22 protein-coding genes are annotated in these 23,659 nt (G+C 45.0%); 13 read left to right on the top strand and 9 right to left on the bottom strand.

Annotation, left to right across the window (positions count from 1 at the left end; all coding sequences use genetic code 11):
* Positions 1-129 precede the first annotated feature (129 nt).
* Positions 130-957 carry a 5'-nucleotidase, lipoprotein e(P4) family gene (locus DKT73_RS08910; RefSeq protein WP_111638211.1) on the top strand — a complete coding sequence of 276 codons (828 nt, stop codon included), beginning with the start codon at positions 130-132 and terminating at the stop codon, positions 955-957.
* Between the two features lie 83 nt (positions 958-1,040).
* Here DKT73_RS08910 and DKT73_RS08905 read toward each other — a convergent pair whose 3' ends face one another.
* A complete protein-coding gene (locus DKT73_RS08905) occupies positions 1,041-2,477 on the bottom strand; it encodes an SLC13 family permease (protein ID WP_232827827.1) in 1,437 nt (478 codons plus the stop codon).
* 61 nt (positions 2,478-2,538) lie between these two features.
* Positions 2,539-3,477: an N-acetyl-gamma-glutamyl-phosphate reductase gene (argC, locus tag DKT73_RS08900; RefSeq protein ID WP_111638210.1), complete on the bottom strand. Its 939-nt coding sequence runs from the start codon at positions 3,475-3,477 to the stop codon at positions 2,539-2,541.
* Positions 3,478-3,752: 275 nt separating this feature from the next.
* On the opposite strand from argC, the gene DKT73_RS08895 reads away from it, so the two are divergent.
* Positions 3,753-4,121 (top strand): Fis family transcriptional regulator, encoded by a 369-nt coding sequence (locus DKT73_RS08895; RefSeq protein ID WP_111638209.1) that lies wholly within the window; start codon positions 3,753-3,755, stop codon positions 4,119-4,121.
* Positions 4,122-4,146: 25 nt separating this feature from the next.
* Here the strand turns inward: DKT73_RS08895 and DKT73_RS08890 are convergent, their stop codons facing one another.
* The 4 genes from DKT73_RS08890 to aguA form a co-directional block, all read right to left on the bottom strand.
* Positions 4,147-6,021 carry a cation:proton antiporter domain-containing protein gene (locus DKT73_RS08890; RefSeq protein WP_111638208.1) on the bottom strand — a complete coding sequence of 625 codons (1,875 nt, stop codon included), beginning with the start codon at positions 6,019-6,021 and terminating at the stop codon, positions 4,147-4,149.
* A gap of 60 nt (positions 6,022-6,081) precedes the next feature.
* A complete protein-coding gene (gene hemG, locus DKT73_RS08885) occupies positions 6,082-6,612 on the bottom strand; it encodes a menaquinone-dependent protoporphyrinogen IX dehydrogenase (RefSeq protein ID WP_111638207.1) in 531 nt (176 codons plus the stop codon).
* Positions 6,613-6,779: 167 nt separating this feature from the next.
* Positions 6,780-7,757, bottom strand: a complete 978-nt coding sequence (gene rsgA / locus DKT73_RS08880; RefSeq protein WP_111638206.1) for a GTPase RsgA — start codon at positions 7,755-7,757, stop codon at positions 6,780-6,782.
* A gap of 297 nt (positions 7,758-8,054) precedes the next feature.
* Positions 8,055-9,155 (bottom strand): agmatine deiminase, encoded by a 1,101-nt coding sequence (gene aguA / locus DKT73_RS08875; RefSeq protein ID WP_111638205.1) that lies wholly within the window; start codon positions 9,153-9,155, stop codon positions 8,055-8,057.
* Positions 9,156-9,620: 465 nt separating this feature from the next.
* Here aguA and DKT73_RS08870 point away from each other — a divergent pair, with 465 nt between their 5' ends.
* Complete coding sequence (locus DKT73_RS08870; RefSeq protein WP_111638204.1) at positions 9,621-9,959, top strand: hypothetical protein; 339 nt, start codon at positions 9,621-9,623, stop codon at positions 9,957-9,959.
* A gap of 112 nt (positions 9,960-10,071) precedes the next feature.
* On the opposite strand, the gene DKT73_RS08865 is transcribed toward DKT73_RS08870, so the two are convergent.
* Entirely contained in the window at positions 10,072-11,421 is a 1,350-nt protein-coding gene (locus tag DKT73_RS08865) for a sigma-54 interaction domain-containing protein (RefSeq protein WP_111638203.1), read from the bottom strand.
* A 155-nt stretch (positions 11,422-11,576) separates the two neighbouring features.
* On the opposite strand from DKT73_RS08865, the gene DKT73_RS08860 reads away from it, so the two are divergent.
* Positions 11,577-12,047, top strand: a complete 471-nt coding sequence (locus DKT73_RS08860; RefSeq protein ID WP_111638202.1) for a hypothetical protein — start codon at positions 11,577-11,579, stop codon at positions 12,045-12,047.
* Between the two features lie 59 nt (positions 12,048-12,106).
* Here DKT73_RS08860 and DKT73_RS08855 read toward each other — a convergent pair whose 3' ends face one another.
* Positions 12,107-12,886, bottom strand: a complete 780-nt coding sequence (locus tag DKT73_RS08855; RefSeq protein WP_111638201.1) for a hypothetical protein — start codon at positions 12,884-12,886, stop codon at positions 12,107-12,109.
* A 174-nt stretch (positions 12,887-13,060) separates the two neighbouring features.
* Positions 13,061-13,828, bottom strand: coding sequence for a phosphoribosylformimino-5-aminoimidazole carboxamide ribotide isomerase (hisA, locus tag DKT73_RS08850; RefSeq protein WP_111638200.1), 768 nt, complete (start codon positions 13,826-13,828; stop codon positions 13,061-13,063).
* Between the two features lie 178 nt (positions 13,829-14,006).
* On the opposite strand from hisA, the gene arfB reads away from it, so the two are divergent.
* From arfB to DKT73_RS08805, 9 genes are all read left to right on the top strand, one after another.
* Entirely contained in the window at positions 14,007-14,420 is a 414-nt protein-coding gene (gene arfB, locus DKT73_RS08845; RefSeq protein WP_111638199.1) for an alternative ribosome rescue aminoacyl-tRNA hydrolase ArfB, read from the top strand.
* 105 nt (positions 14,421-14,525) lie between these two features.
* On the top strand, positions 14,526-15,803 hold the full coding sequence (locus tag DKT73_RS08840) for an O-acetylhomoserine aminocarboxypropyltransferase/cysteine synthase family protein (RefSeq protein ID WP_111638198.1): 1,278 nt from the start codon (positions 14,526-14,528) through the stop codon (positions 15,801-15,803).
* A gap of 77 nt (positions 15,804-15,880) precedes the next feature.
* Complete coding sequence (locus DKT73_RS08835) at positions 15,881-16,081, top strand: DUF1289 domain-containing protein (RefSeq protein ID WP_111638197.1); 201 nt, start codon at positions 15,881-15,883, stop codon at positions 16,079-16,081.
* Between the two features lie 236 nt (positions 16,082-16,317).
* Positions 16,318-17,892 (top strand): cytochrome ubiquinol oxidase subunit I, encoded by a 1,575-nt coding sequence (locus DKT73_RS08830; RefSeq protein ID WP_111638196.1) that lies wholly within the window; start codon positions 16,318-16,320, stop codon positions 17,890-17,892.
* Position 17,893: 1 nt separating this feature from the next.
* Positions 17,894-19,030 carry a cytochrome d ubiquinol oxidase subunit II gene (gene cydB, locus DKT73_RS08825; RefSeq protein WP_111638195.1) on the top strand — a complete coding sequence of 379 codons (1,137 nt, stop codon included), beginning with the start codon at positions 17,894-17,896 and terminating at the stop codon, positions 19,028-19,030.
* A 62-nt stretch (positions 19,031-19,092) separates the two neighbouring features.
* Positions 19,093-19,203 carry a cytochrome bd-I oxidase subunit CydX gene (gene cydX, locus DKT73_RS08820; protein ID WP_111606907.1) on the top strand — a complete coding sequence of 37 codons (111 nt, stop codon included), beginning with the start codon at positions 19,093-19,095 and terminating at the stop codon, positions 19,201-19,203.
* A 5-nt stretch (positions 19,204-19,208) separates the two neighbouring features.
* Positions 19,209-20,969 carry a thiol reductant ABC exporter subunit CydD gene (gene cydD / locus DKT73_RS08815; RefSeq protein ID WP_111638194.1) on the top strand — a complete coding sequence of 587 codons (1,761 nt, stop codon included), beginning with the start codon at positions 19,209-19,211 and terminating at the stop codon, positions 20,967-20,969.
* Positions 20,941-22,596 carry an amino acid ABC transporter ATP-binding/permease protein gene (locus DKT73_RS08810; RefSeq protein WP_198666576.1) on the top strand — a complete coding sequence of 552 codons (1,656 nt, stop codon included), beginning with the start codon at positions 20,941-20,943 and terminating at the stop codon, positions 22,594-22,596. The genes cydD and DKT73_RS08810 overlap by 29 nt, the downstream gene beginning before the upstream one ends.
* 252 nt (positions 22,597-22,848) lie before the next feature.
* The gene (locus DKT73_RS08805; protein ID WP_157959166.1) at positions 22,849-23,127 is read left to right on the top strand and encodes a hypothetical protein; all 279 of its coding nucleotides are present in this window, start codon (positions 22,849-22,851) and stop codon (positions 23,125-23,127) included.
* Positions 23,128-23,659 lie beyond the last annotated feature (532 nt).

Genomic DNA, 23,659 nt, shown 5'->3' with positions numbered 1-23,659 from the left:
ATAGCGGGGATAATACGATATTTTCGCTCAAAAAGCTGTTATCAAATAGAATCGACTTAGGCTTTTTCTTTGCTGGCTATTTTGTAAGAATGCCGTATTCGATTATTTGCGATATTAAGGAGCGGTGTCATGTTGCCATTGAGTTTTCGAGCCCTAGCTTTATCTTCGGCTCTTTTCATGGGAGGTTTTGCGTTTTCAGCATTTGCCCATGAATCAGACTATTCAGATAAAGCGTTGAATGAACAGCTGGTTATGTCGACCGTATGGATGCAGGCTTCGGCTGAGTACAAAGCCTTGTCTTATCAGGCGTTTAATTTGGCAAAAATGCAGTTTGACCACTACCTTAGTCAGCATACTGGAAGCAAGAAAATCGCCGTGGTGGTCGATGCCGATGAGACGGTTATTGATAATACAGCCTATCAGGCGTGGTTGATTGGCAAAGATTTTGGCTACTCAAACGACTCTTGGCAAGCCTGGATGGACGCTGCCGAGGCGAAAGCCATGCCAGGTGCCACCGAGTTTTTGAATTACGTGGCGAGCAAGGGTGGGGAGGTATTTTACATCACTAACCGCAAAGAATCCGGTTTAGACGGTACACGGAAAAACTTAAAAGCCTTAGGGTTCCCCAATATAGATGATGAACACCTAATGCTGAATACTTCCACTAGCAACAAAGAGCCTCGTCGTCAGAAAGTCGCAGAAAACTACGATATTGCGCTTTTTATGGGGGATAACCTTAACGACTTCTCAAATGACTTTAGAACCAAAGGTTTGGCGGAAAGCGATGCGGCAGTAGAGAAAAATAAAGCCTTGTTTGGTACGACTTTTATTATGTTGCCAAACCCTGCTTATGGCGATTGGGAAGGTAAAGTGTATGAGGGTAATTGGGGCGCATCGGCTGCTGAAAAAGACCAAATGCGCAAATCAAAACTGCACGTTTGGCAGCCTGCTCAGTAAACGAGTGATCAAGTAGCCTTGGTGAAAAAGCCGCTTAGTGAAATAGATAAGCGGCTTTTCTGTTGAGCGACTAAGTCTTTTCCTTAAAACATACCCAAAGCGTACCACCAGAGAAAATTCAACGGCAGCAGTATTAGACTGGTCAGTACAAAAGTGGCTAAACATACCTTGGTGACTGCACCGATGGATAAGTTTCCCAGTGCAATGGCCGTTATCAATGGTGGTGCCTGATAAGGCAACAAAACGTTAGAAAAGGCCAACACTTGTGTCATTAGCACGGCATGATTAGAAAGTCCTGTTATGTTGGCAAGATGTTCTGCCATCGGCGTCATAATCGCAGGCACACCGGCTAAGTTAGTGACCACGGCCACACAGGTAGAAATAAAGGTCAGCAAGCTAAGATTTAATAATGGCGCATTGGCAGAGAAGGGAATGATATCGGTGAGATACGTCACCAATATACGGCCAAGCCCCGAGTAAGCAATAATCGCACTTAAACCAATAATGCCGGCAGCGAACAGAAGTGTACCGTACTGAATGTCTTTATCTATGCTGTTTTTGGTCATTAATCCCAAGCTTGGCCAGAGGCAAACTAACGCTGCAATAAGTCCAATCCAACCTGCGGAAATATGATGCAGTGAGTCTGTAAACCAAAACGCAAAACAAGCACAGAGAACCATCAATAGGCGAGTTTCAACTTTTGTCATCGTTGACTTTTCTATGCTTGCTTGTATGGCTTGGTTTGGGGCTTTATCTGGAAATAACCACAAAATGACGCCGATGGTCATGATCAACTTTCCGAACCCTAAGATAGGAAAGTGCAACAATAGATATTCCCCATAGGATAAGGGCGCGTCATACAAGGCTTCTGTCATTCCTGACAGCAACATGTTAGGAGCGTTGGCAGGTAAAATGGAAAAGGCGGGTAAAAATGTCCCGAACGCCGCGGCTAATAACATGCCCTTTCGGCCATTAGAATCTGGGCCATAACCAAAATGATCCGCAAGAGAAACAACAATAGGAATCAATAGGACAACTCGGCTTACGCCAGATGGGATTAAAAACGCTAATCCCATGGCAAACAGAGCAATCTTAATAATGGTGCCCTGATAGCTGTTGCCAAGAATCAGCATCAGCAAACGGGTAGCACGTGAATTGATCCCCGTATGATTAATAGCGGCACCAAAAACCATGCCACTGAACAGCAACCAAAATGTCGACGATTGGAAGCCGGAAAATATCACCTGTGTTGGCGCCAGCTGTGTGGCGGTTGCAAACGCAAATAACCCTAGTGCAGGCCAATAAGCTGGTACTAAAGACGTCGCCCAAAAGGCAATGCAAATGAACAGCAGTCCCGCCGTGAGGGATTGTTGAAGTGTTAGAAATTGATAAGAAACTGTGCTGATGACCAGTGTCATCGTCAAAATCAAATAAAGCGGCCAAGCGGATAGATTTATTTTTTTTAGTGACGGGCTGGGTTGTTGCGCATGACGTTGTGAAGGGTTGTTTTTATTATTCATTTGAAACTCTAAGGTCAAATTCCGCCTTCTAAGAACCATCAAAGAAGGCGGAATAAAGTGACTAGCGTAGATTTACCGCAATGTCTTCAGCAAATCCCAACATGATGTTGAGGTTTTGCACGGCCGCACCAGAGGCGCCTTTGCCTAGGTTATCGAGTTTGGCAACCAAGATACCGGATTTATTACCCGGTTCACTGAGAACGGATAACTCGATTTGGTTGGTGTCTTCAAGCCCATGAGGCGTCAAGAAAGGCGCCGCATTATCGACTACTAGGTTAAAGCCATTCACGGTGACAAACGTGTCATTAGCATACACTTCTGCCAATTTAGCCTGCAGTTGTTCCATGGTGACATCGTCTTTTAAATGAATGGGCAAGAAGGTCAGCATGCCTTGGCGGAAGTTGCCCACACTAGGAACAAAAATAGGTGCCTTGTCTAAGCCTGACCATTTTTTCATTTCAGCCAGATGTTTGTGGTTGAAAGACAGGCCGTAAGCGCCAAAAATAGGAGAATTGGTGGCACTTTCGTAACGGTCGATCATGGCGTTACCGCCACCACTGTAGCCGGATACAGCGTTGATCGAATAATCATAAGATGCTGGCAGTAAACCCGCTTCAATTAAGGGCTTTAACAGTAAAATTGCGCCTGTTGGGTAGCAGCCAGGATTTGATACAAACTGTGCAGCTTGGATTTTTTCGCGCTGTGTGACGTCCAGTTCAGGCAAACCGTACACCCAACCTTCTGCAACACGGTGAACGGAGCTGGCGTCCAAAATACGACAGCCTTCTTCTTTGGCCAACATAACGCTGTCTTTCGCAGCGTCATCAGGCAGACAAAGAACCGTGACATCGGCTTCTTTCATCAAGCGACGCTTTTCTTCCACATCACGTTTTTTGTCTGGGTCGATACTGATGATTTCAATGTGCGGATGATTCACTAGGCGATCTTTTACTTGAAGGCCTGTGGTGCCTGTTTCGCCATCAATAAATACTTTTTTCACAGTGTGATTCCTTACTGGATGTCTTAAATCAAAGCAGAAGCAGACGTTCTTGATGTGTATGCTGCTTCTATCGAGTGTTCTGAGGATGTGTTCTTGTTATCAAATAGTGTAATGCATCGAGAAGCGACTGAATAGTTGATCGAAACGCTTAATGTTCAAAAAAACATGTTATCTTAATTCAGTGTCTAGCAACCTAATGCCGTCATCGTTTGCCGTTTTGGTGTGAATTCTACGGCGGGCGCCCCTTTGTCTTGTTAATTTCGTTGTGAGTTGTTGTGAAAAAATCGGATAAAAAAATAGAAAATGCCATTCGTGAGGCGCTAACTAACGTGTGTGACGCTGCGTTGGAATCGGTCGATGGATTTGTTTGGCTAACCCACGTCGTGAATTACAGTGCGTTTCCGAACTCATTAAAAATCGTTTGTGTTTTTGAAACAGACGAGTCTTTGTCAAACGCTCTTGACGCTAAGCAAGAAGACTATTTTTATCAGCGTATTAACGAGGCGCTTAATGACGTTGGTATTAAGCTCAACCAGCCTAGTCGACAGGTGAGCTTTGATACCGAAGAAGCGTGTGAACGTTTCCATAATGGAAAATGGAATGAACGACTTGCTAGGTTGCAAAGCAGCGTGACTTTGCATTAGCTTCATACATAAGGCCCGTTGCCGTTTAGTCGTCTGGTTGGGCTTGAATGTCTTGCATGGCTTTTTGGAGTTGCGGATTTTTCTCTTCTAGGTATTTTCTCAGACGAGCAACAAAGACTTTGTTTTCGTGGGCTGGTACGCCGATCTGGTGAGCATCGGCGACTTCCACCATAGACACCTTGTCATGTTGGTTAAAGATGTTAATCATTTGCTCTGCCTTGTTATGAGAAATGCCCAAAGCCTCAAAAGCGGAACGCCCCATGCGCAAGCTGCTGTCGTAGTTTTCTCGAATAATGTCTCGACAACCAGAGGCCCATAAATCGTAAACGTGATTGTTGTCAAAGGCCCTCGCAATGACATGTAGATTTGGATAATGCTCCCGAACATATTTGACCAGCTTGGTGGCTTGTTCGGCATCATCAATGGTAATAATGAACAACGATGCTTCATTTATACCCGCGGCTTCCAATAAATCGGGTCGAGTGGCGTCGCCAAAGTAGTTTTTAACACCAAAGTTCTGCAATGCTCTTAAGCGCTTAACACTAAAATCAATCACGGTTGAGTGATAACCTGCGAGTCGTAAAAGATTGTCTATAGTGCTGCCCATGCGTCCAGAGCCCGCAATAATGATTTTGTTGTCATCGGGCAGTTCATCGTGTGTGCCTGAGGTTTTATCGGCAGCGTAACGGGGTGCGATAACTCGGTCATACAGAATGAACAGCATAGGGGTAAGCAGCATGGATAAGGCCACGACCAGTAGTAGAATATCGGCGACTTCTTGCGATATCACAGCATTGCTGACGGTAAAAGACAATAAAACAAAGCCAAACTCTCCTGCTTGAGCAAGACCCAAAGCAAACAGCCATTTGTTTGAACCGCGAATACTGAAGAGGCGACCTAGTAGAAACAGCGTAGTGGCTTTTATCATAATCAACCCAACCGTGAGGCCAAGGATGGATGGAAAATGACTGAACAACAGTGAAAAATTAATGCCAGCGCCGACCGTCATAAAGAACAGCCCAAGTAATAATCCTTTAAATGGCGCTATATCACTTTCTAATTCATGTCGATAAGGAGAATTGGCTAAAACCACACCCGCGAGGAAGGTACCAAGGGCGGGAGACAGCCCAACCAATGACATCAACAAAGTGGTGCCAATAACGAACATCAGCGCCGCGGCAATAAACAGTTCTCTGAGTTGTGCGACAGCAATATAACGGAAAATAGGCGTGACTAAAAAGCGACCACTCAAAATAACAATGGCAATGGCGCCTATGGTGACGAAAGCGGTTTGCCACGCCTCTAATCCTGTGACCAGAGAGACAGTGTCGGCATGGTTACCGGTCGTGCTGGTATTGGACGCATGGTTGAGAGCTTCGATTAGCTCTGGTGTGGCGAGCAAAGGAATAAAAGCCAGCATAGGAATGACAACAATGTCTTGTGCCAATAATACCGCGAAAGAAGACTGACCACCGTCTGATTTCATTAGACCTTTTTCGGTTAAGGTTTGAATCACGATGGCCGTTGAAGAGAGCGCAAGCACCAAACCTATGGCGAGACTGGTTCGCCATTCTTGTTCAAGCAGCATGCCTGCCGCCATAATAAGAAGGGCGGTTAATACAATTTGTCCGCCCCCTAAGCCCAATAACTTAGATTTTAATGCCCATAATTTTTTAGGGTTTAACTCAAGCCCAACTAAAAACAACATTAAGACAACACCTAATTCAGCAAAGTGTTGAATGGACACAATGTCCACGTCAAATAGGCCCAGTAATGGACTGATAATAATGCCCGCTAACAAATAACCTAATACGGAACCTAGCCCTAAACGTGATGCAATAGGAACCGAAATGACGCCTGCGACTAGAAAAACAAAGGTTAACAGCAGCGCATCGGTCATTTTTTGGGGTCCTTATAAGCGTAAAAGTAAATGCGTTATCACGTTGTCTTTTTTATTGGCCTAAGACATATCACAGACGGCTTGAGCAAAGCGATCAACACTCTGCCAATCGGTAAATTCCATGTTGGTTTTTGGGTCAGTTGGTCCTTTGGTCATCCACATGATAAAACGAATCATATTACGATCGATAAAGCCGTATTTAGGGTAATTGAGCTTTCCTGCAAAGACGCCTTGTAAACTGGGTTGCCAATTGAGCTGTGCTAAAAATTTAATGATATACGGGTTTGTGTCAGGCTGGCATTTTTCAGGTTTGCGAGCAACGAGATTCACCGTATAAAACGCGCTGGGTTGGCTGTCGAGCTGAGCTTTATTCTGCGTAATAAAATCTGCGACGATTTTTTGATGTTTGCCATAACGAATGCTAGCGCCAATGACCACTTTGTCATGATGTGCAAGTGTCTGTGCTGTGGCATCTTCTACCGCAACGAGCGTGACGATATGACCTTGGCTTTCGATAAAGGATTGCATTTTTTGGCTGATCTTTTTTGTGTGACCGTCTGTGGTGGAATAAATCAGTACAATATTAGACATGGTGATTCAGAAAAGCTGCCTCAGTTGGTTTGGCTTAGGAAAAGATAGTGAGTGCGTTGTTATAAACACTCAAGAGCGTGCTGTAAAGGGGATGGTGTTGTTATTGCAGGACACATAAAAAAAGCGGCTCATAGTGAATGGCCGCTTTCTGTATTGCAAATCGTCAATTATTCCGCAGAACTGTGTTTTCGCGCGCGTATGTCTGATTGTGCGCTGCGATAGAACTTTTCCTGTGGTTTAGATTTAGTGACTTGGTCGTCATCACTGTCTTCGTTACGCAACAATAGGAAATCCGCTACGCGTTGGGCGTCTAAGCGATTGGCTTTCACCGCCGCTTTGATCGCACAACCAGGTTCGCCTTCATGTTGGCAATCGCTGAATCGACACTGTTTTTCAAGTGCAATGATGTCCGCAAAGTTGGCAATGGCACTGCTATCGAACTGCGCAAGCTGGAGTTCACGCATGCCCTTGGTATCAAGCAAAATGGCGCCAGAAGGCATGATTTTTAACGCGCCAGACTGACCTATGTTTCTTTGTGCTTTGCCACTTTCTGCAGGTTGCATCAAGGTATTAACCAAAGCCGATTTCCCAGAACCTGCTGCACCTAGTAGAGCGATCGTTTTGCCTTTTTTCAGGAAAGGAGATAAACAGCGTAAGCTATTGGCATCCAAGGCGTTTACGGTTTCGACAATGAGTAACGGATCCAGTTTTTCAACCTGAGCGCGTTTTTCCGCCGTATCGTCACAAATGTCTGCTTTTGTGAGTACGACGACCGCGTCAGCTTGAGCTTCATGGGTGATTTCTAAATAACGTTTGATCAGTGCTAGATTGAAATCTTGATTCAGTGCGCAAATTAAAAACACAGTATCTATGTTTGAGGCAATACCCTCGAATATAGAGCTAGGTTCTAATAGGCGTAAGAAATGATGGTTTGTATCAGTGATGATCCAGTCGCCCACTGTCATGTTGGGCATATCTGGATGGCTATCCAAAGTGAATAAGCCGAACTCACTAACAATCTCGTATTGACTGCCTTGCTGAGCGCTGATGCGTGCAATACGATTCGATTCTAAATCATCCAATGATAACTGTTGTTGAAAATAAGCCTGCCAGCCTAACTCCAATAAAGTAAACGTGGAATCCATTAATATTACCCCAAGCGAAATACGCCATCGTAAATAAGAAGCAATTTGCTTCAATTAGTACAACCGAACATAAATGCATTTTATGTTCTAGCCAGAAAATTACACTAACACTAGCGTGTTATGAACCATTTATACACTGTGCTAATTTACGAGATTAGCACAGTGTGAGAGCACCACAAACAGAAATATTGTCGTCATAAAAAAGCATTATGCTGATTATTTTTAGGCGGTGATATTCCCTACAACATAGCTAACAAAATATTACTTTTCGAGACAATATAAATACGCAATAAGCCATTATATGGATTGCTTTTTAGGGACTTGTTGAGTAATGCAGTGAATGTTTCCGCCGCCAAGTAATATGTTTCTCGCAGGCACGCCGATCACTTGGTGATGAGGAAAGGCATTTTGCAAAATCTGTTTGGCTTGTGCATCTGTTTTTTCATCCAGTAATGGAAAAACGATACCGCCGTTACAGATTAGAAAATTGGCGTAAGACGCCGCCAGACGTTCACCGACTTGGCGATTCATATAAGGGCTTTCAGTGAGGTTTTTGGCCTCGTCTGCTGAGACAAATAGGGGGCCGGGCATAGGCAGCTTTATAATGTCCAGTTTACGTCCTTGGGCATCGCGAGTTTGGCTTAGTACCTCAAACGCCGCTTTGCTAATGGCGTATTGCGGATCCGTTGGGTCCTCGCAATCCGTTAAGGCGACAACACCAGGGCGAATAACATGCATGATATTATCAACATGGCCATTGGTCTCGTCATTATAAAGACCGTCTTTTAACCAAATAATTTTGTCCACACTCAAATAAACCTTAAGCAAGTCTTCAATATCGGTTTTGCTTAGGTCTGGATTGCGGCTTGGATGCAGCAAACATTCTTCTGTGGTGTATAAAGTGCCTTCACCATCCACGTGGATGGAGCCGCCTTCCAAAATTAAGGGCGCTTGATAAACGTGATCACCCGTGCTGGCCGCCATTTTTTCCGCCACAGCGTTATCTTGTTCCCAAGAGTCATATAAGCCGTCTAATTCGCCTCCCCAAGCGTTAAATTGCCAGCTATTTGCTCGGCGTTCGCCTTGATCGTTAACAACATAGGTTGCGCCGATGTCACGCATCCAGCAGTCGTCGGAAGGAATGTCAATCAGCGTAATGTGTGCAGGTAACGCTGCACGGGCTTGTTCAAAATGCGCTTTGTCGACGATGAAGGTCACCGGAGTAAACTGGGCAATCGCGTTGGCGACACCAATAAACTCCTGTTGAGCATACTTGCCTTGTTCTCGCCAGTTGTCTTCTCGGGTTGGCCAAGCCATCCAAACTTGTTCTTGGGGCTCATGTTCCGCTGGCATGCGAAAGCCATCGAGTCTTGGTGAGGTATACAGTGTGGTGCTCATAAGCTGTCCTTAATCGTGTTCTTTATCAAGCAAGGGCGTTGTGCCAATTCATTGAAAGTTGCGCCAATTCTAGGGCAGATACGCAAACATTCAAGGGGATTTTTGTCTATTTCAGTACAAGACTTGTGTTCTGTATGGCGGGGCTGGATGGGGCGTTGCCACATTGTTTGCGTCTTTACAATTCCTCGACGGAAATTGTTACCGAGGTATTTTGTAAAAACTACTTGATGGCGCTGGGAAATACACCGGCTAGCCATTGTTGAATGTATAGAAAAACCATAATTATCAATGGTTTATGTGATTTTTGAAAAGTTGGCACGGGCTTCGCAATAGTCTAAGGGAAATCAATAACCTAATGCAGAAATCTGTTTCTGTTCTCGTGTTATTGAGTTGATTATTTGAAAGCGAGGTCATCAGACCTTTATTGCTTTCTGTATTTTAAAAGACTAAATGGAGGTTACCATTATGAATATTAAACGCACTCTACTAAACACGGCTTTGGTTCTTGTTACAGCCGCAACGTTAGCAGCATGTGGTCAAGATGCTGAAGAAAACAAAGTAGAAGATGCTATGTCCAATACTGGTGAAGCAATTGAGCAAACCATGGACAATGCCGGTGACGCTTTGAATAACGCTGGTAACGCTATCGAAGATACCATGACAGATTCTAGCAATGCCGTTGAAGACACTATGAACGATGCTGGCAATGCTGTTGAAGACACCATGACAGACACAGGCAACGCGATCGAAGATGCGTGCGAAGAAGTAAAAGAAGGTGTCGAAGCGAAAGACACTGATTGCTAAGCTGAATAGAAAAAAGGCCGACATTATCGGCCTTTTTTCTAGGTTTTATCTGGCTATTTAGACGTTATTTATGGTGTTTTGATCAAGGTAATAGTGTGTTGCTAAGCGCTTTTCATAAAAAATCGACGGGTTCATATTTGTCGAGTTTGTTGTAAAGGGTCTTAATGCTAATACCCAGTTGATTAGCGGTATCGGTTTTGTTGCCGTCGTTCTTTTTCAGTGTTTTGAGTATGGCGATTTTTTCCATATCGTCTAAACGCATACCTGTAGGGACACCATAGGTTTCATCGTGTTTCGTCTGGTCGTTGAAATCGTTAGTAATAAGATGTTCTGGAAGAATGATATCGTCAGCGAGTATGTAAGCCCGTTCAATCGCGTGTTTCAGTTCTCTGACGTTACCAGGCCAAGTATAACGACTGATTTTTTCGAGACTTTGCGCGCAAAGCTGTTTACGTTGGCCATCTTGAGAGTTGCGATAGGCTAAAAAATGTTGCGCAAGGCCGCAGGCATCTCCTTCACGGTCTCTGAGTCTTGGGGCCATGATAGGAAATTGTGCTAAACGAAAGTAGAGGTCTTCACGAAAAATTTCGTCGCGAATGGCGTCTTTTGGCGTGCGGTTGGTTGCCGAAATAATTCGAACATTGGCTATTTTTACTTGTTGAGCGCCAACGGGTTTGTATTCGCCGCTTTCGAGCACTCTGAGTAGTTTTACTTGTTGCTCGTAGGGCATTTCGGTCACTTCATCTAGAAATAAAGTGCCGCCTTCTGCTTGCTCGAAAACACCTTGGTGGTCTTTATGGGCGCCAGTAAAAGCGCCTTTAACATGACCGAATAGTTCGCTGTCAATGAGTTCTGGGCTGAGTGCTCCACAGTTGATGGCCACAAAAGGACCTTCGGCCCGTTGACTAAAAACGTGCAGTGTATTGGCTATAAGCTCTTTGCCTGTGCCGCTTTCACCAACAATGAACGCATTGGCTTTGGTCGCTGCGACCTTACGAATGGTGCGATAAAGTGAATGCATGGCAGCAGAAGAGCCGACTAACAAACCAAATTGGTCCAGATAACTGGTTTGTGTGCTGATCTTCTCAACGGAACGATTCAGCTCACAAAAGACTTCCTCAAGTGAAGACTGGATCAGCTTAATATTAAAAGGGGCGCGATAGTGAAACCCAGCGCCTTTGCGCATGAGGCAATCCAGTATTGGATCGGGCGTTCCTCGGCTAAAGAACAAGAACTCTGTTTTGTACAGAATGGGACTATCAACCAGAGCTTTTAGCGCGACGTCATGCAAAGAATTGACTTCGATAAGCGCCACATCACACTGAGCGGTAGTGAGCTGGTCTAGCCAGTTTTCACCCTGTTGACTGATGTTAAGCTCATATTGTCTAACGCTCTGTAGCGAAAGTAGGTTTGAAGCTAATAATGGATCTTGAATATGCATAAATAGCTTTGGGGAAGACATTATTATTTACCTGAATAGACCTTAAAAAATTTATGTGGCAATACAATCATAGGGCAGAGGCTTGCGATAGCGTCCCTTATGAAACTTTGCAGTAAACACGACCTTAATCATCCTTATTTGCACAAAGCTCACCCTTTTTTGAAAGGAAACAGAGAATGCTTGATGACCCATTTTTCTCAAAAGAGCCACACCAAAATGCGGATCTACGCATCTTGTGTGACATATTTTCTATGTGCTTTGATGGATTTTTTGCCAATTCCGCATTATGCGGTCGTGTCGGTAATACCTTGGATAAGCATGTTTTTAAAAAAGTATCGTCTTTGTATCGTCGTTTGGCCGAACGCCTGATGCATAACGTAGGTTCTTTACCAGAAGACACAGGCACAATGAACCCTGAGCCTGGTTACGTAGCAACCGCTTATTTGGCCGCGCTTAATGCGCCCGATAGATATGCTCCTAGTCGGATTATGTTGGTGAATTGGCAGGTGGTAAAACGTATTGGTAAGCTGGTGAGACGACTCGAAAATAAGGTATTTGCTAACACAATAATCGACTATTTAGCCTATATTCAAGTTGTATTAGACAATACAGAACATAGACGAAAAACAGCAAAATTGATTGGTTAGTAGACTCGAGTCGTCAAAAAAGCCTAGCGGTTTTTGTTAAATCACTAGACTGTTTCCAATTATTTGTTGTCTACAAGGCGATAGTCTAATTTGCCAACAATTTTGCCTATATTGTTGTGTGTGGCAACATTGAAGCCAGCACTGTTTTTCATTTTATTCGGATTGATGATGGATATAACATCACCATTGATGATCAACTGATAGGTTTCTGAAAATGTCACATGCAAATCTTCAGACATTGGGCTCTCGAATAAAATGCTGTCTTTTAAGCGAATGACTCGGCTTTCCCCGCGTACCCACTGACCGACTAGCGGCTGTGCTTTAAAAGTGACATTGTCATGAGATACCGTGGCTTCAGATAAGAAGAGTTGTATTATGTCTCCGCGCGCCATGGTTTTCTCACGCTCGTTAACTCGAGCGTTAAGTAATGCCAGTTCTGTACTGGTTTTACTAATGTAGGTACGTAACGACTGAATCGCGGTATTAAGTTCTTTTGATTTTAGCGTTTCCACTGGGCCAAATGTTGGCAGATCCGGTGCTTGTCCAACGCGGTTTTTCAGTTCTGTATAATGTTTGCTCGCGATTTGTGTTTGAGTGTTGAATTGCTCAATCAGCGTGTTCTTCGCAGCGTTATTTTGTGCACCATTCTCTTTTGGTTTTTTATCGACGCCAGTTTGAGCGCTATCCGCTTTTACTTGCGCTGTGGTATCTGTGTTTGCTTTTTGTCCCTGAGGGATACTTTTTTCAGCATTTTTAGGGGGTAGGTCTTGTAGAATTGGCATCGAGCAAGCGCTAAGAACAAGCGTCGCAAGTAAAAGGCCAGTACGAAATATAGACATGAAATAATCCTAGGATTAGAGACGAAAAATAAGCTACCAAGTATGCGGTATGGTGAATAGTATGTCGAGCTGAGAGCGAGAGTATTTAAGGCATCATGGCAAATATGATCACTTTAAAGAATACTCCCGCCATCTTACCCCTTGTTGCAGGATAGTTCTGTGCAGCGTTTTTGATTATGCCGACTTTTGAGAGCGGTTCCACAAGATGCATTCGTCTAGCGTAATGCCTTGGCCACCAAAAATATCCAAGGCACTGCCTATGGTTAAATCGACGTTACCATCAGACAATTCGTGAACGCGTTTAAGATCCGCCAAAGATCGCGCTCCACCTGCGTAGGTCACGGCGACAGGGCAACCTTGGCCAAGAAGCTTGACCAAGTCTTCATCGATGCCCGCTTGTAAACCTTCTACATCGGCTGCATGAATGAGAAACTCATCGCAATGATTAGCCAGCTCAATCAAGTTTTCATGATTGACTTGTGTTGAGGTAACAGTTTGCCAGCGATCCGTCGCAATATACCAGCCGTCTTTTGTGCGTCGGCAGCTCAGATCCAGCACTAAACGATCTGTACCGGTTTCACGTTTGATTTTATCTAAACGGTCCCATGAGAACTCACCGTTTTCAAATAAGTAGGATGTTACGATAACGTGAGAGGCGCCAGCCTCTAAATAGCTGGCAGCATTGTTGTCTTTTACGCCACCACCAAACTGTAAACCATTAGGATAAGCGCGAAGTGCGCTTAACGCCTCTTCTTGATTGCCTTTTCCCAGTGCAATCACATGTCCGCCAACAAGGCCGTGATCGCGGTACATGCGTGCGTAGTGTTCTGCGTTATATTCACTGATAAAGTTCTCTGTGGCGCCTTTGTCATTTAGACTTCCACCGACAATTTGCTTAACCTTGCCTTGGTGCAGATCGATACAAGGACGGAACTGGGTCACAAAAAACTCCTACTACTATTAGTTTGAATAAAAAAAACGTTTGAATAAAAAAGCGTTTTAACTAAGAAAAACGATTGTAACCGATAATTTATCGATAAACGATGCGTCAAAGCATATAGTTGTTAAGCCTGTTATAATGCTGTTTCATTAAAATTGACAGATATATTAAGCAATCATTATGCTACAAATTACCCTCGCCGTGGCGATCCCAGACCACGAAATTGAACTTACCGCTATCCGAGCACAAGGCGCAGGCGGTCAGAACGTCAACAAAGTCTCTTCTGCCATTCATCTGAGGTTTAATGTTGCCCATTCTTCTTTGCCTGAATTTTACAAAGAACGCTTGCTGGCGCTCAACGACTCTCGTCTGACCAACGATGGAGACATTATCATTAAAGCCCAGCAACACCGGACCCAAGAATTAAATCGAGAAGACGCATTAGCAAGGCTTAAAGCGCTTATTTTAGAGGCGGTTCGTGTGCAAAAGCCCCGTCGTCCCACCAAACCAACACGCTCTTCGCAGAAAAAACGCATTGATCAGAAAAAGCAAAAAGGCCAAATCAAAAGTTTGCGACGCAGCAATTGGGATTAAAAATATATCTAACGTTATAAGCAATACTTGTTTTTCTAACGATCAATAGCCTTGTAATATGACGGGGTTACTTTCTTTGGAATAATAAAAATAGGTTTGCTTACCATGAAATTAGAGTCTCTTGCATTGCATCACGGTTACACATCTGAATTGACAACTAAAGCGGCGGCCGTGCCGATTTATCAAACGACCTCTTATACCTTCGATGACACCCAACATGGTGCAGATTTATTTGATCTGAAAGTGAAGGGTAATATTTATACTCGCATCATGAACCCAACTACGGATGTTTTAGAACAGCGTGTTGCGGCAATGGAGGGCGGCATCGCGGCGCTGGCGGTGGCGTCTGGTATGGCAGCGATTACTTATGCGCTGCAATGTATTTGTGACGTAGGTTCTAATATTGTCAGTACCAGCCAACTTTATGGTGGTACTTATAATTTATTTGCTCACAGTTTCCCAAGGCAAGGCATTGAAACTCGCATGGTCTCTGCGGACGATCTAGCGGGATTTGAAGCCGCTATTGATGACAATACTCGTGCTATTTTCTGTGAATCCATCGGTAACCCAGCCGGCAACATTGTCGATATCGAAGCGCTTGCTGTCATTGCGAATAAACATGGCATCCCGCTTATCGTGGATAACACTGTTGCGACGCCATTCCTGTGTCGTCCTTTTGAGTTGGGCGCACACATCGTCGTGCATTCGTTAACCAAATACATTGGCGGTCACGGTACTACTGTTGGTGGCATTATTGTTGATTCTGGTAAATTTGATTGGGTCGCGAATAAAAAACGTTTCCCCATGTTGAATGAACCTGACCCTTCTTATCATGATGTTGTTTATACAGAAGCACTAGGTGAAGCGGCTTATATTGGGCGTTGTCGTGTCGTTCCTCTGCGTAATACCGGGGCCGCGTTGTCGCCACACAGTGCTTTTTTAATCATGCAGGGGTTAGAAACATTGGGCCTAAGGATGGAGCGTCATTGTTCTAATGCGGAGAAACTAGCGGCTTTTTTACAGAATCACGATAAAGTGAATTGGGTGAATTATGCCGCCTTGCCAAATAATAAGTACAATGAAATGAGCCATCGAATTACCAGTGGTAAAGCGTCGGGCGTGTTAAGTTTTGGAATCAAAGGTGGGATCGAGGCGGGGACACAGTTTATTGATGCACTACAAATGGTGCTGCGCCTTGTTAATATTGGTGATGCTAAATCTCTCGCTTGCCATCCTGCGTCCACCACGCATCGTCAGTTGAATGATGAAGAGTTAGCCAAAGCGGGCGTAAGTCGTGATCTGGTCCGTATTTCGGTTGGTATTGAAAACATTGACGATATCATTGCGGATATTCAGCAAGCGTTAGACAAAGTAAGGGTGTAAGCCTTGAATTAAGTTCGCTTAAGGGGCTGCGTTTGGCGTAGCCTCTTATTTGGCGTAAAACTAAGGGATATAAAACCATGTCAATAAATCATGAAACGGATCAGATCATAAAAAGCCCTTGTATCCGTCAGTGCTGTCTTGATAGTGAAGACGTGTGTGTGGGCTGTTATCGTACGATTAATGAAATACTAATGTGGCAGGCGGCAACCAACGAGCAAAAAGTCGAGATGTTGGGCAACGCATCGCGTCGAAAAAATAAACTGTCTGATTGTCCTTAAAAGCATCATTCAACTCAATCAATGTAAAGTCTCTGTTTTTTTACCTACTTATTTTTTTCACTCTCTTTCTCTTGATCTAACGCAATGTTTTAAATCGAAACTGCACTCATAATCTGGCCTTATAGTAAGCCTCAAAAGGTTTGAGGCTACGGTGGGCGTTGGATAATAAGAGCACGGCAAAATGTTAAGTGTCTGCAAGCGCCTTTTTCTCAATCAAATGAATGGGTTGAAGTCATATGATTAATGAAGCTGTAGTGGAATTATCACGCTTTCAGTTTGCTTTCACAGCTCTGTACCACTATTTGTTTGTCCCTCTCACGTTGGGGATGTCTTTTTTACTTGCCATCATGGAATCTGTCTATGTGATTACAGGTAAGCAAGTCTACAAAGATATGGTGAAGTTCTGGGGTAAATTGTTTGGTATTAACTTTGCGTTAGGTGTCACAACAGGTTTGACGATGGAGTTCCAATTCGGAACCAACTGGTCTTACTACTCACATTATGTTGGTGATATTTTTGGTGCTCCTTTGGCCATCGAAGGCCTGATGGCTTTCTTCCTTGAATCTACGCTAGTGGGTTTGTTTTTCTTTGGTTGGGATCGCCTCAGCAAAGTAAAACACTTAATGGTGACATGGGGTGTTGCATTAGGCTCTAACCTGTCGGCGTTATGGATCTTGATCGCCAATGGCTGGATGCAAAACCCGGTTGGTTCAGAGTTTAATTATGAAACCATGCGTATGGAGCTGGTGGATTTTGGTGCTTTGATTCTAAACCCAGTGGCTCAGGTAAAATTTGTTCACACTGTCTCAGCAGGTTACACCACCGGTGCCATGTTTGTGTTGGTGATCTCAAGCTACTACTTATTAAAAGGTCGTGATCTGGCTTTTGCTCGTCGCTCCTTTGCTATCGCTTCTGCCTTTGGTTTGGCCTCTATTTTGAGCGTTATTCTGTTAGGTGACGAGTCTGGTTATGAGCTAGGCGAAGTGCAAAAAGTGAAATTAGCGGCTGTAGAAGCGGAATGGGAAACCCAAGAAGCACCGGCAGATTTCACCTTGATCGGCTTTCCGAATCAGGAACTTCAAGAAACCGAGTTTGCCATTAAAATTCCTGGCCTAATGGGATTAATCGCGACACGTTCTCTTGACAAAGAAGTGGCGGGTATCAAAGAGCTGAAAGAGCATAACCGTCAGCGCATCATTAACGGTATCTACGCGAACCAACTGCTTGAACAGTTACGCAGCGGTTCAACGGATCCCTTGGTGAAAACCAACTTTGAAAAAGTCAAAGACGATCTAGGTTACGGTTTATTAGTAACCGCGTTTAACGAAGACATGAACAAAGTGACCTCTGAAGAGATCGATCAGGCTGTGGAGTATTCCATTCCTCAAGTAGCACCTTTGTTCTTTGCCTTCCGCATCATGGTGGGTTGTGGTTTCTTGATGTTGTTTGTTTTTGCGGTGGCTTTCTATCAAAACGCGCGTCGTCGTATTGGTAAGAATCCTCTGTTCCTGAAACTTATTATGTTGTGCTTGCCATTGCCATGGATTGCGAATGAAGCGGGTTGGTTTGTTGCCGAATATGGTCGTCAGCCATGGGCGATTGGTGAAATTTTACCGGTTCATGTTGCGGTGTCGAGCTTAACAGCAACTGAGATTTGGATAACGATCGCCGGTTTTGCTGTGTTGTATACCTCGTTCTTGATTGCCGAGATGTATTTGATGATCCGTTTTGCGAAACAGGGGCCTTCCAGCTTACACACAGGTCGCTATTCACTAGAACAAGAAACCGCTCAGCTAAAGCAAGGGGTGTAATATGGATTACGAATTATTAAAAGTCATTTGGTGGGTTTTGATTGGTGTTTTACTCATCGGCTTCTCAGTCACCGACGGTTTTGATATGGGGGTGGGAAGCTTACTGAAAGTGATTGGTGGTACGGACTCTGAGCGCCGCATCATGATCAACTCGATTGCCCCCCACTGGGACGGCAACCAAGTTTGGTTCATCACGGCAGGTGGTGCGTTATTTGCGGCTTGGCCAGTGGTTTATGCCACGTCGTTCTCTGGGTTTTATTTTGCAATGATGCTTGTATTGGCGGCCTTGTTCTTCCGTCCAATCGGCTTTGATTATCGCTCTAAACTAGAGAACTCTAAATGGCGCACTAGCTGGGATTGGGGAATCGTATTTGGTTCTGCGGTTCCGCCAATTATTTTCGGTGTGGCCTTTGGTAACTTGTTGCAAGGCGTACCATTTGAATTTGACCAATTTCTACGTGTGACGTACACCGGCTCATTCTTTGGCTTGTTGAACCCTTTTGCGATTTTGTGTGGTTTGGTGAGTTTGATGATGCTGATGACACAAGGTGGCGCTTGGTTGCAAATGAAAACAGACGGTAATCTGCATCGTAAAGCCTGCATAGCCACCACAGTCACAGCGACGTTAGCGGCCGTCTTCTTTATTATCGCGGGTATCTGGTTGGCATACGGTATTGATGGTTATGTGTTAACGAGCGTGATTGACGGTAATAAAGCCATGACACCTTTGATGAAAACCGCAGAAGTGCAAGCCGGTGCTTGGTTGGCTAACTACGATAAAGTGCCCGCATTAATGTTAGCGCCGATTGTGGGGATTGCTGGGATGTTGGTGGCCGCATTGGCGGGTGTGATGAAAAAAGGGGCTTTGGCATTCTTGAGCTCATCACTGGGTATTGCCGGTATTATTGTGACGGCTGGCGGATCTATGTTCCCCTTCCTGATGCCGTCTTCAAGCTACCCAAGCATGAGTTTGACCATGTGGGATGCCACATCAAGCCATAACACCATGATGATTATGTTTGTTGTTGCTTGTATTTTTGTCCCTATCGTTTTGGGTTATACATTGTGGAGTTACTTCGTCATGTATGGTCGTTTGACGAAGAAACACATAGAAGAAAATACACACTCATTGTATTAATCATGGGTAAGCGATAGAGCTCTTTGAGCTCTATCCTTGAATACTAAATAGAGGAATCAGTTATGTGGTATTTCGCTTGGATTTTGGGCATTTTGTTAGCCTGTTCGTTTGGTATTATCAATGCCGTTTGGTTGGAGTTTAGTGGCTACGAAGGTGAAGAGGAGCAGAAGTAAGCCTTATGACGAGAGAGAAGGGGACACAAAAGGCGCGTCGACCTAGTCGAATCAAAACGCCAGAAGCGATATTCTTGGGGCAATTAGCGACTCAACAGTCTTCAAAATATCGTGTGGCACAAGGTTTTGCTGTGTTGTTTGCGGTGTCTTTGGTGTTGCAGGCTTGGGCGTTAGCGAATGTGTTTTCGGATATGGCGCTGCATCAATCCTTTTCTATTTCTCTTTTAGTTGTCGGTTTATTGGCTTTACTAATTCGTGCCTTGGCAAACTTTGGCCGAGAGCGTATTTGCACCAGCGCAAGCCGTGACATTCGTTACGGCTTGCGTCGTCAATTGGTGTCTCATCTGACGGAACTTGGGCCAGCGCGCACAAGAATCGAAGAAGATGCGGCATTATCCACACGTGTTTACGAGCAAGTTGATGCGCTCGATGATTTTTTTAGTCGCTATAAACCACAAGTCTTTATGGTGACGCTCATTCCTTGTGTGATCCTGCTTTCCGTTGTTTCTATTTCTTGGATCGCCTTTTTTGTTTTTATGCTGACGGCACCTTTGGTCATTATCTTTATGATTTTTGTCGGTCACAAAGCCGCACAAGCTAACCGACGTCAATTCAATGTCTTGGCCATGCTGTCTAATCAATTTATGGATCTAAACCAAGGGCTTGCGGAGCTCAAACGCCTTAATAGAACCACAGAGGCACGAGGGCGTTTGTCTGATAGCGCAACGGCTTATCAGAAAACCACCATGGGCGTCTTGGTATTGGCCTTTCTGTCTACTGCCACTCTTGAACTCTTTGCATCACTATCAATCGCCATGATTGCCTTATATTTAGGGCTTGGTTTATTGGAGATTTTGCCATGGCAAGTTGGATCGGCTCCCGTTACCTTAACGCAAGCCATGTTTCTTTTATTGCTTGCCCCAGAATTTTATTTGCCTTTGCGCCAGCTTGGAAACGACTACCATGCCAAACAAAAAGCCGAAGCTGCCGCGACAGATTTATTAGAAATTTTAGACGCGCGTGCTCATGCCACGGCAGCAGAAGAGCGTGAGCCTGTTGCCCAATCAAACCTTGCTTCTATGGTTGATCAACTCACGTCCATCCGCTTTCACAACCTCAGTTGGTGTGAAGACGGGCGATACCGGTTTTCGCCCATTAGTGCAGTTATTCATCAAGGGCAGCGCATTTGGTTGAGTGGTGAATCTGGCGTTGGTAAATCCAGTCTTTTGCACCTTTTATTGGGATTTGAAGAAGACTATCAAGGCCAGCTGTTGGTCAATGGCAAACCCTTTCATGAAGTGAGTTTAGCCGCATGGCGAGCAAAACTGGCTTGGCTCCCGCAAACACCGGAATGGGTAAACGGCAGTATTCGCCGTAATCTACTTTTGGGGATTGAAACGCCAAGTGAAGAGACCTTGCAGGCGGCGTTAGTTGAAAGCCAATGCGATGCCTTTATCCGGCAACTCCCCGCGGGGTTAGACACCAAACTCACTGAACTGGGCGCAGGCCTATCGGGTGGGCAAATGCAGCGTCTTTCTATCGCCAGAGCCTTACTGTCAAAAGCCAATATATGGCTGCTCGATGAGCCGTGTTCTGGGCTTGATAAAGAGACAGCACAAGCTGTTTTAGCGACGCTAAAACGGGTATCTAAAGGCAAAACCTTACTCATTGTTAGCCATGACACCCACCCCATACTTTGGGCTGACAAACATTGGGTCCTCAACAAAGGAGGTTTGCATGAGCAACCTATCCAAGCTATCGCTTAAACGGCTCATATTGGCTAATCCGTGGGGGATTCTTATCCCCGTGATTACCGGTATAGCGGCTACGTTAGCAGGCGTTGCCTTGCTCGGCATTTCAGGCTGGTTCATCTCCGCCGCTGGATTAGCAACGGCCATGGGCGTGGGGATTGTTTTTAACTACCTGACACCCGGTGCTATTGTGCGTGGTATGTCTATCCTCAGAACGGCTGGTCGCTACGGTGAGCAAGTGACCGCTCATAACCACTTACTGGGATTGTTACGCACTTTGCGCCTTTGGGTGTGGGATCAGCGCGTCGCAAAAGACGCGGCCAATTTGCACGAACAAAGCCGAGGTGACTTGTTACAGCGCTTAGTGAGCGACCTTGACCAGATTATTCGCTGGCCATTGGTGGTGTTTTTGCCTTGGATATACGCTTTATCCGCCTACTTAGCCGTGTCTGTTTTTGCCTACTTCATCACGCCTGTTTTGCTCTGGCCCATCGCCATCGCAGCCGTACTACAGATTTTGCTCGTGCCCTATGTATGTGACCGCTTTGCCAGTCATGCAGTGCATGTTGGACAGATTTTGGGTGTACACCGCCGCAGTCGCTTTGTTAGCCTGTTTTCTGCCTTGATCACCTTAACCATTCGCGGTCATTGGAAAGAATATGCGCAACGTCTGGGGGAATTGGATGAACGCCAGCGCCGTATGGAAATTCGCATACAACAAGCCGTTAGTACGGGGCGTTTATTGTCTTATGGGGTGACCATTTTACTCATCGCCAGCAGTTTTTATCTACTTTGCATCTACACCCCAGAGACCCAACGCTGGACGTTACTAGACGGCGTACAAGGTACTTGGGTCGTGGGGTATGTTTTATCTTTATTGGCCGTGAATGAATTGGTATTGCCACTGGTGCAATCCTTCGTCGCACAAGGCCAGTCTCAGGTTGGTTTACGCCGTTTAAACCAACTGCACCAAGACGCCCAAGCACAGCCAGAAGGCAAAATAGAGCGCATTCAACAGATGGTATTCAAGCACTGGCGCGGCTTTCACCCGTCAAGCGGCATGGGTAACAACGCCATCGACTTTCGTGTGGACGAAGGTGAATCTATCTGGCTACGTGGTGCCAGTGGATCAGGGAAATCCACATTACTGGCCGCCATCGCCGGTGACTGTCTGTCATCGGGTGAAGCCATTATTAACAATGAAAAATGCGACCTGTACAGTAACCAAACGTACCAAATACACATTAGCTATTTGCCACAATCACCGCATATTTTTCAACAAAGCATCGCCGCCAACTTATACCTAGGCAACCCTAATGCCAGCGACGAACAACTCTGGGATGTCCTCAACGCCGTCGGCCTAGCCGACTGGGCAAAAAACCTACCAAACGGACTGGAAACCTTACTCAGCTCCCAAGGCCGTAACTTATCTGGCGGACAACGCAAACGCCTCGCCTTAGCGCGTCTCTTACTGAGACAAACACCCGTTCTGCTACTAGACGAACCCTTCGACGGACTCGACAAAGCCACCATAGAAAGGATTTGTCACTCACTGGAAAACCACTACAAACCAGACATCTTGATCCTCGTCAGCCACGTTGGTAGCCGCCTCGGCGACAACGCGAGAGTGATAGAGCTGTAGCTCTATCGCTCCCTAGCTAATCGTAGGGCATCATAAGCGCAGCGTAATGTGCCGGTTGTTGTAGGTCGCGGCTTCAGCCCGACGCGGAATTTAGGTTGCGTTCAAACGCTTTATTTTATAGTTTGAGAAGTATAAAAGTCTTGCGCGTTTGTACTGGCAGAAAGTAAGAAAGTCTTTTAGTATCAATGGGTAAAAATATCTGCAGATGAAATAACGCGCATGCGCACTCTTAAAATGTATATGGAGATCGAAGTGAATAAGACGGAAGCCGAAGAACTAAGTATTTTATTAATGCAAGTTTCAGGAAAGCTTGACCAAAGCGTGCGTTTCGTTATGGATAAGGATACAAAAGAAAATTTTGAATCCTATCGATCAAGCGCAGGGAAAGTTATGGGAGAGCTTTTCTTAGAGATGCTACAGCCTTTATGGGTACGTTATCCTGAGCTTAGGCCAAAAGAAATGGATGGAATCTACGAGGTGAATCCTCAAATACACGAACCACATTTTTATCAGCCAGATGAAAATACATAACAAGCACATGAAAAATCGCCCACAAAAAAGCGTGGGTTGTATTCGCTACCGCTTCGACGAGACCGACTGCGCCTGTTTAATTTGACTGACATAAACAAGCCACCCACGTTTAAACATTTTCTCTGGAAAACCACTACAAACCAGACATCTTGATCCTCGTCAGCCACATTGGCAGCCGCCTCGGCGACAACGCCAGAGTGATAGAGCTGTAGCTCTATCACTCCCTAGCTAATCGTAGGGCATCATAAGCGCAGCGTAATGTGCCGTTGAAAGCGAAGCTTTCATTGTAGGTCGCGGCTTCAGCCCGACGCGGAATTTATAATTTAGGGTCTATAATTTAGGGTCTATAATTTAGGGTCAGATGAAAAATAGGGTGATGAGTTTGTTTTTGGGCCTTACACTAAGTAAGCGTTTCTTGATGTTCAGCGGGCATTGTCATTGCCTCAGTTAGATGTTGAGTAGACCCTTATTTGCCGACAAAGAACGCATTATGAGAAGTCGCGTTTTGACGGCCTGAAGGCCGACCTACAAA

The sequence above is a fragment of the Marinomonas shanghaiensis genome, assembly GCF_003259175.1.
Classification (GTDB): Bacteria; Pseudomonadota; Gammaproteobacteria; order Pseudomonadales; family Marinomonadaceae; genus Marinomonas; species Marinomonas shanghaiensis.
Note: the sequence above shows the minus strand (reverse complement) of the source record. Positions and strands in the feature narration are given on the sequence as shown.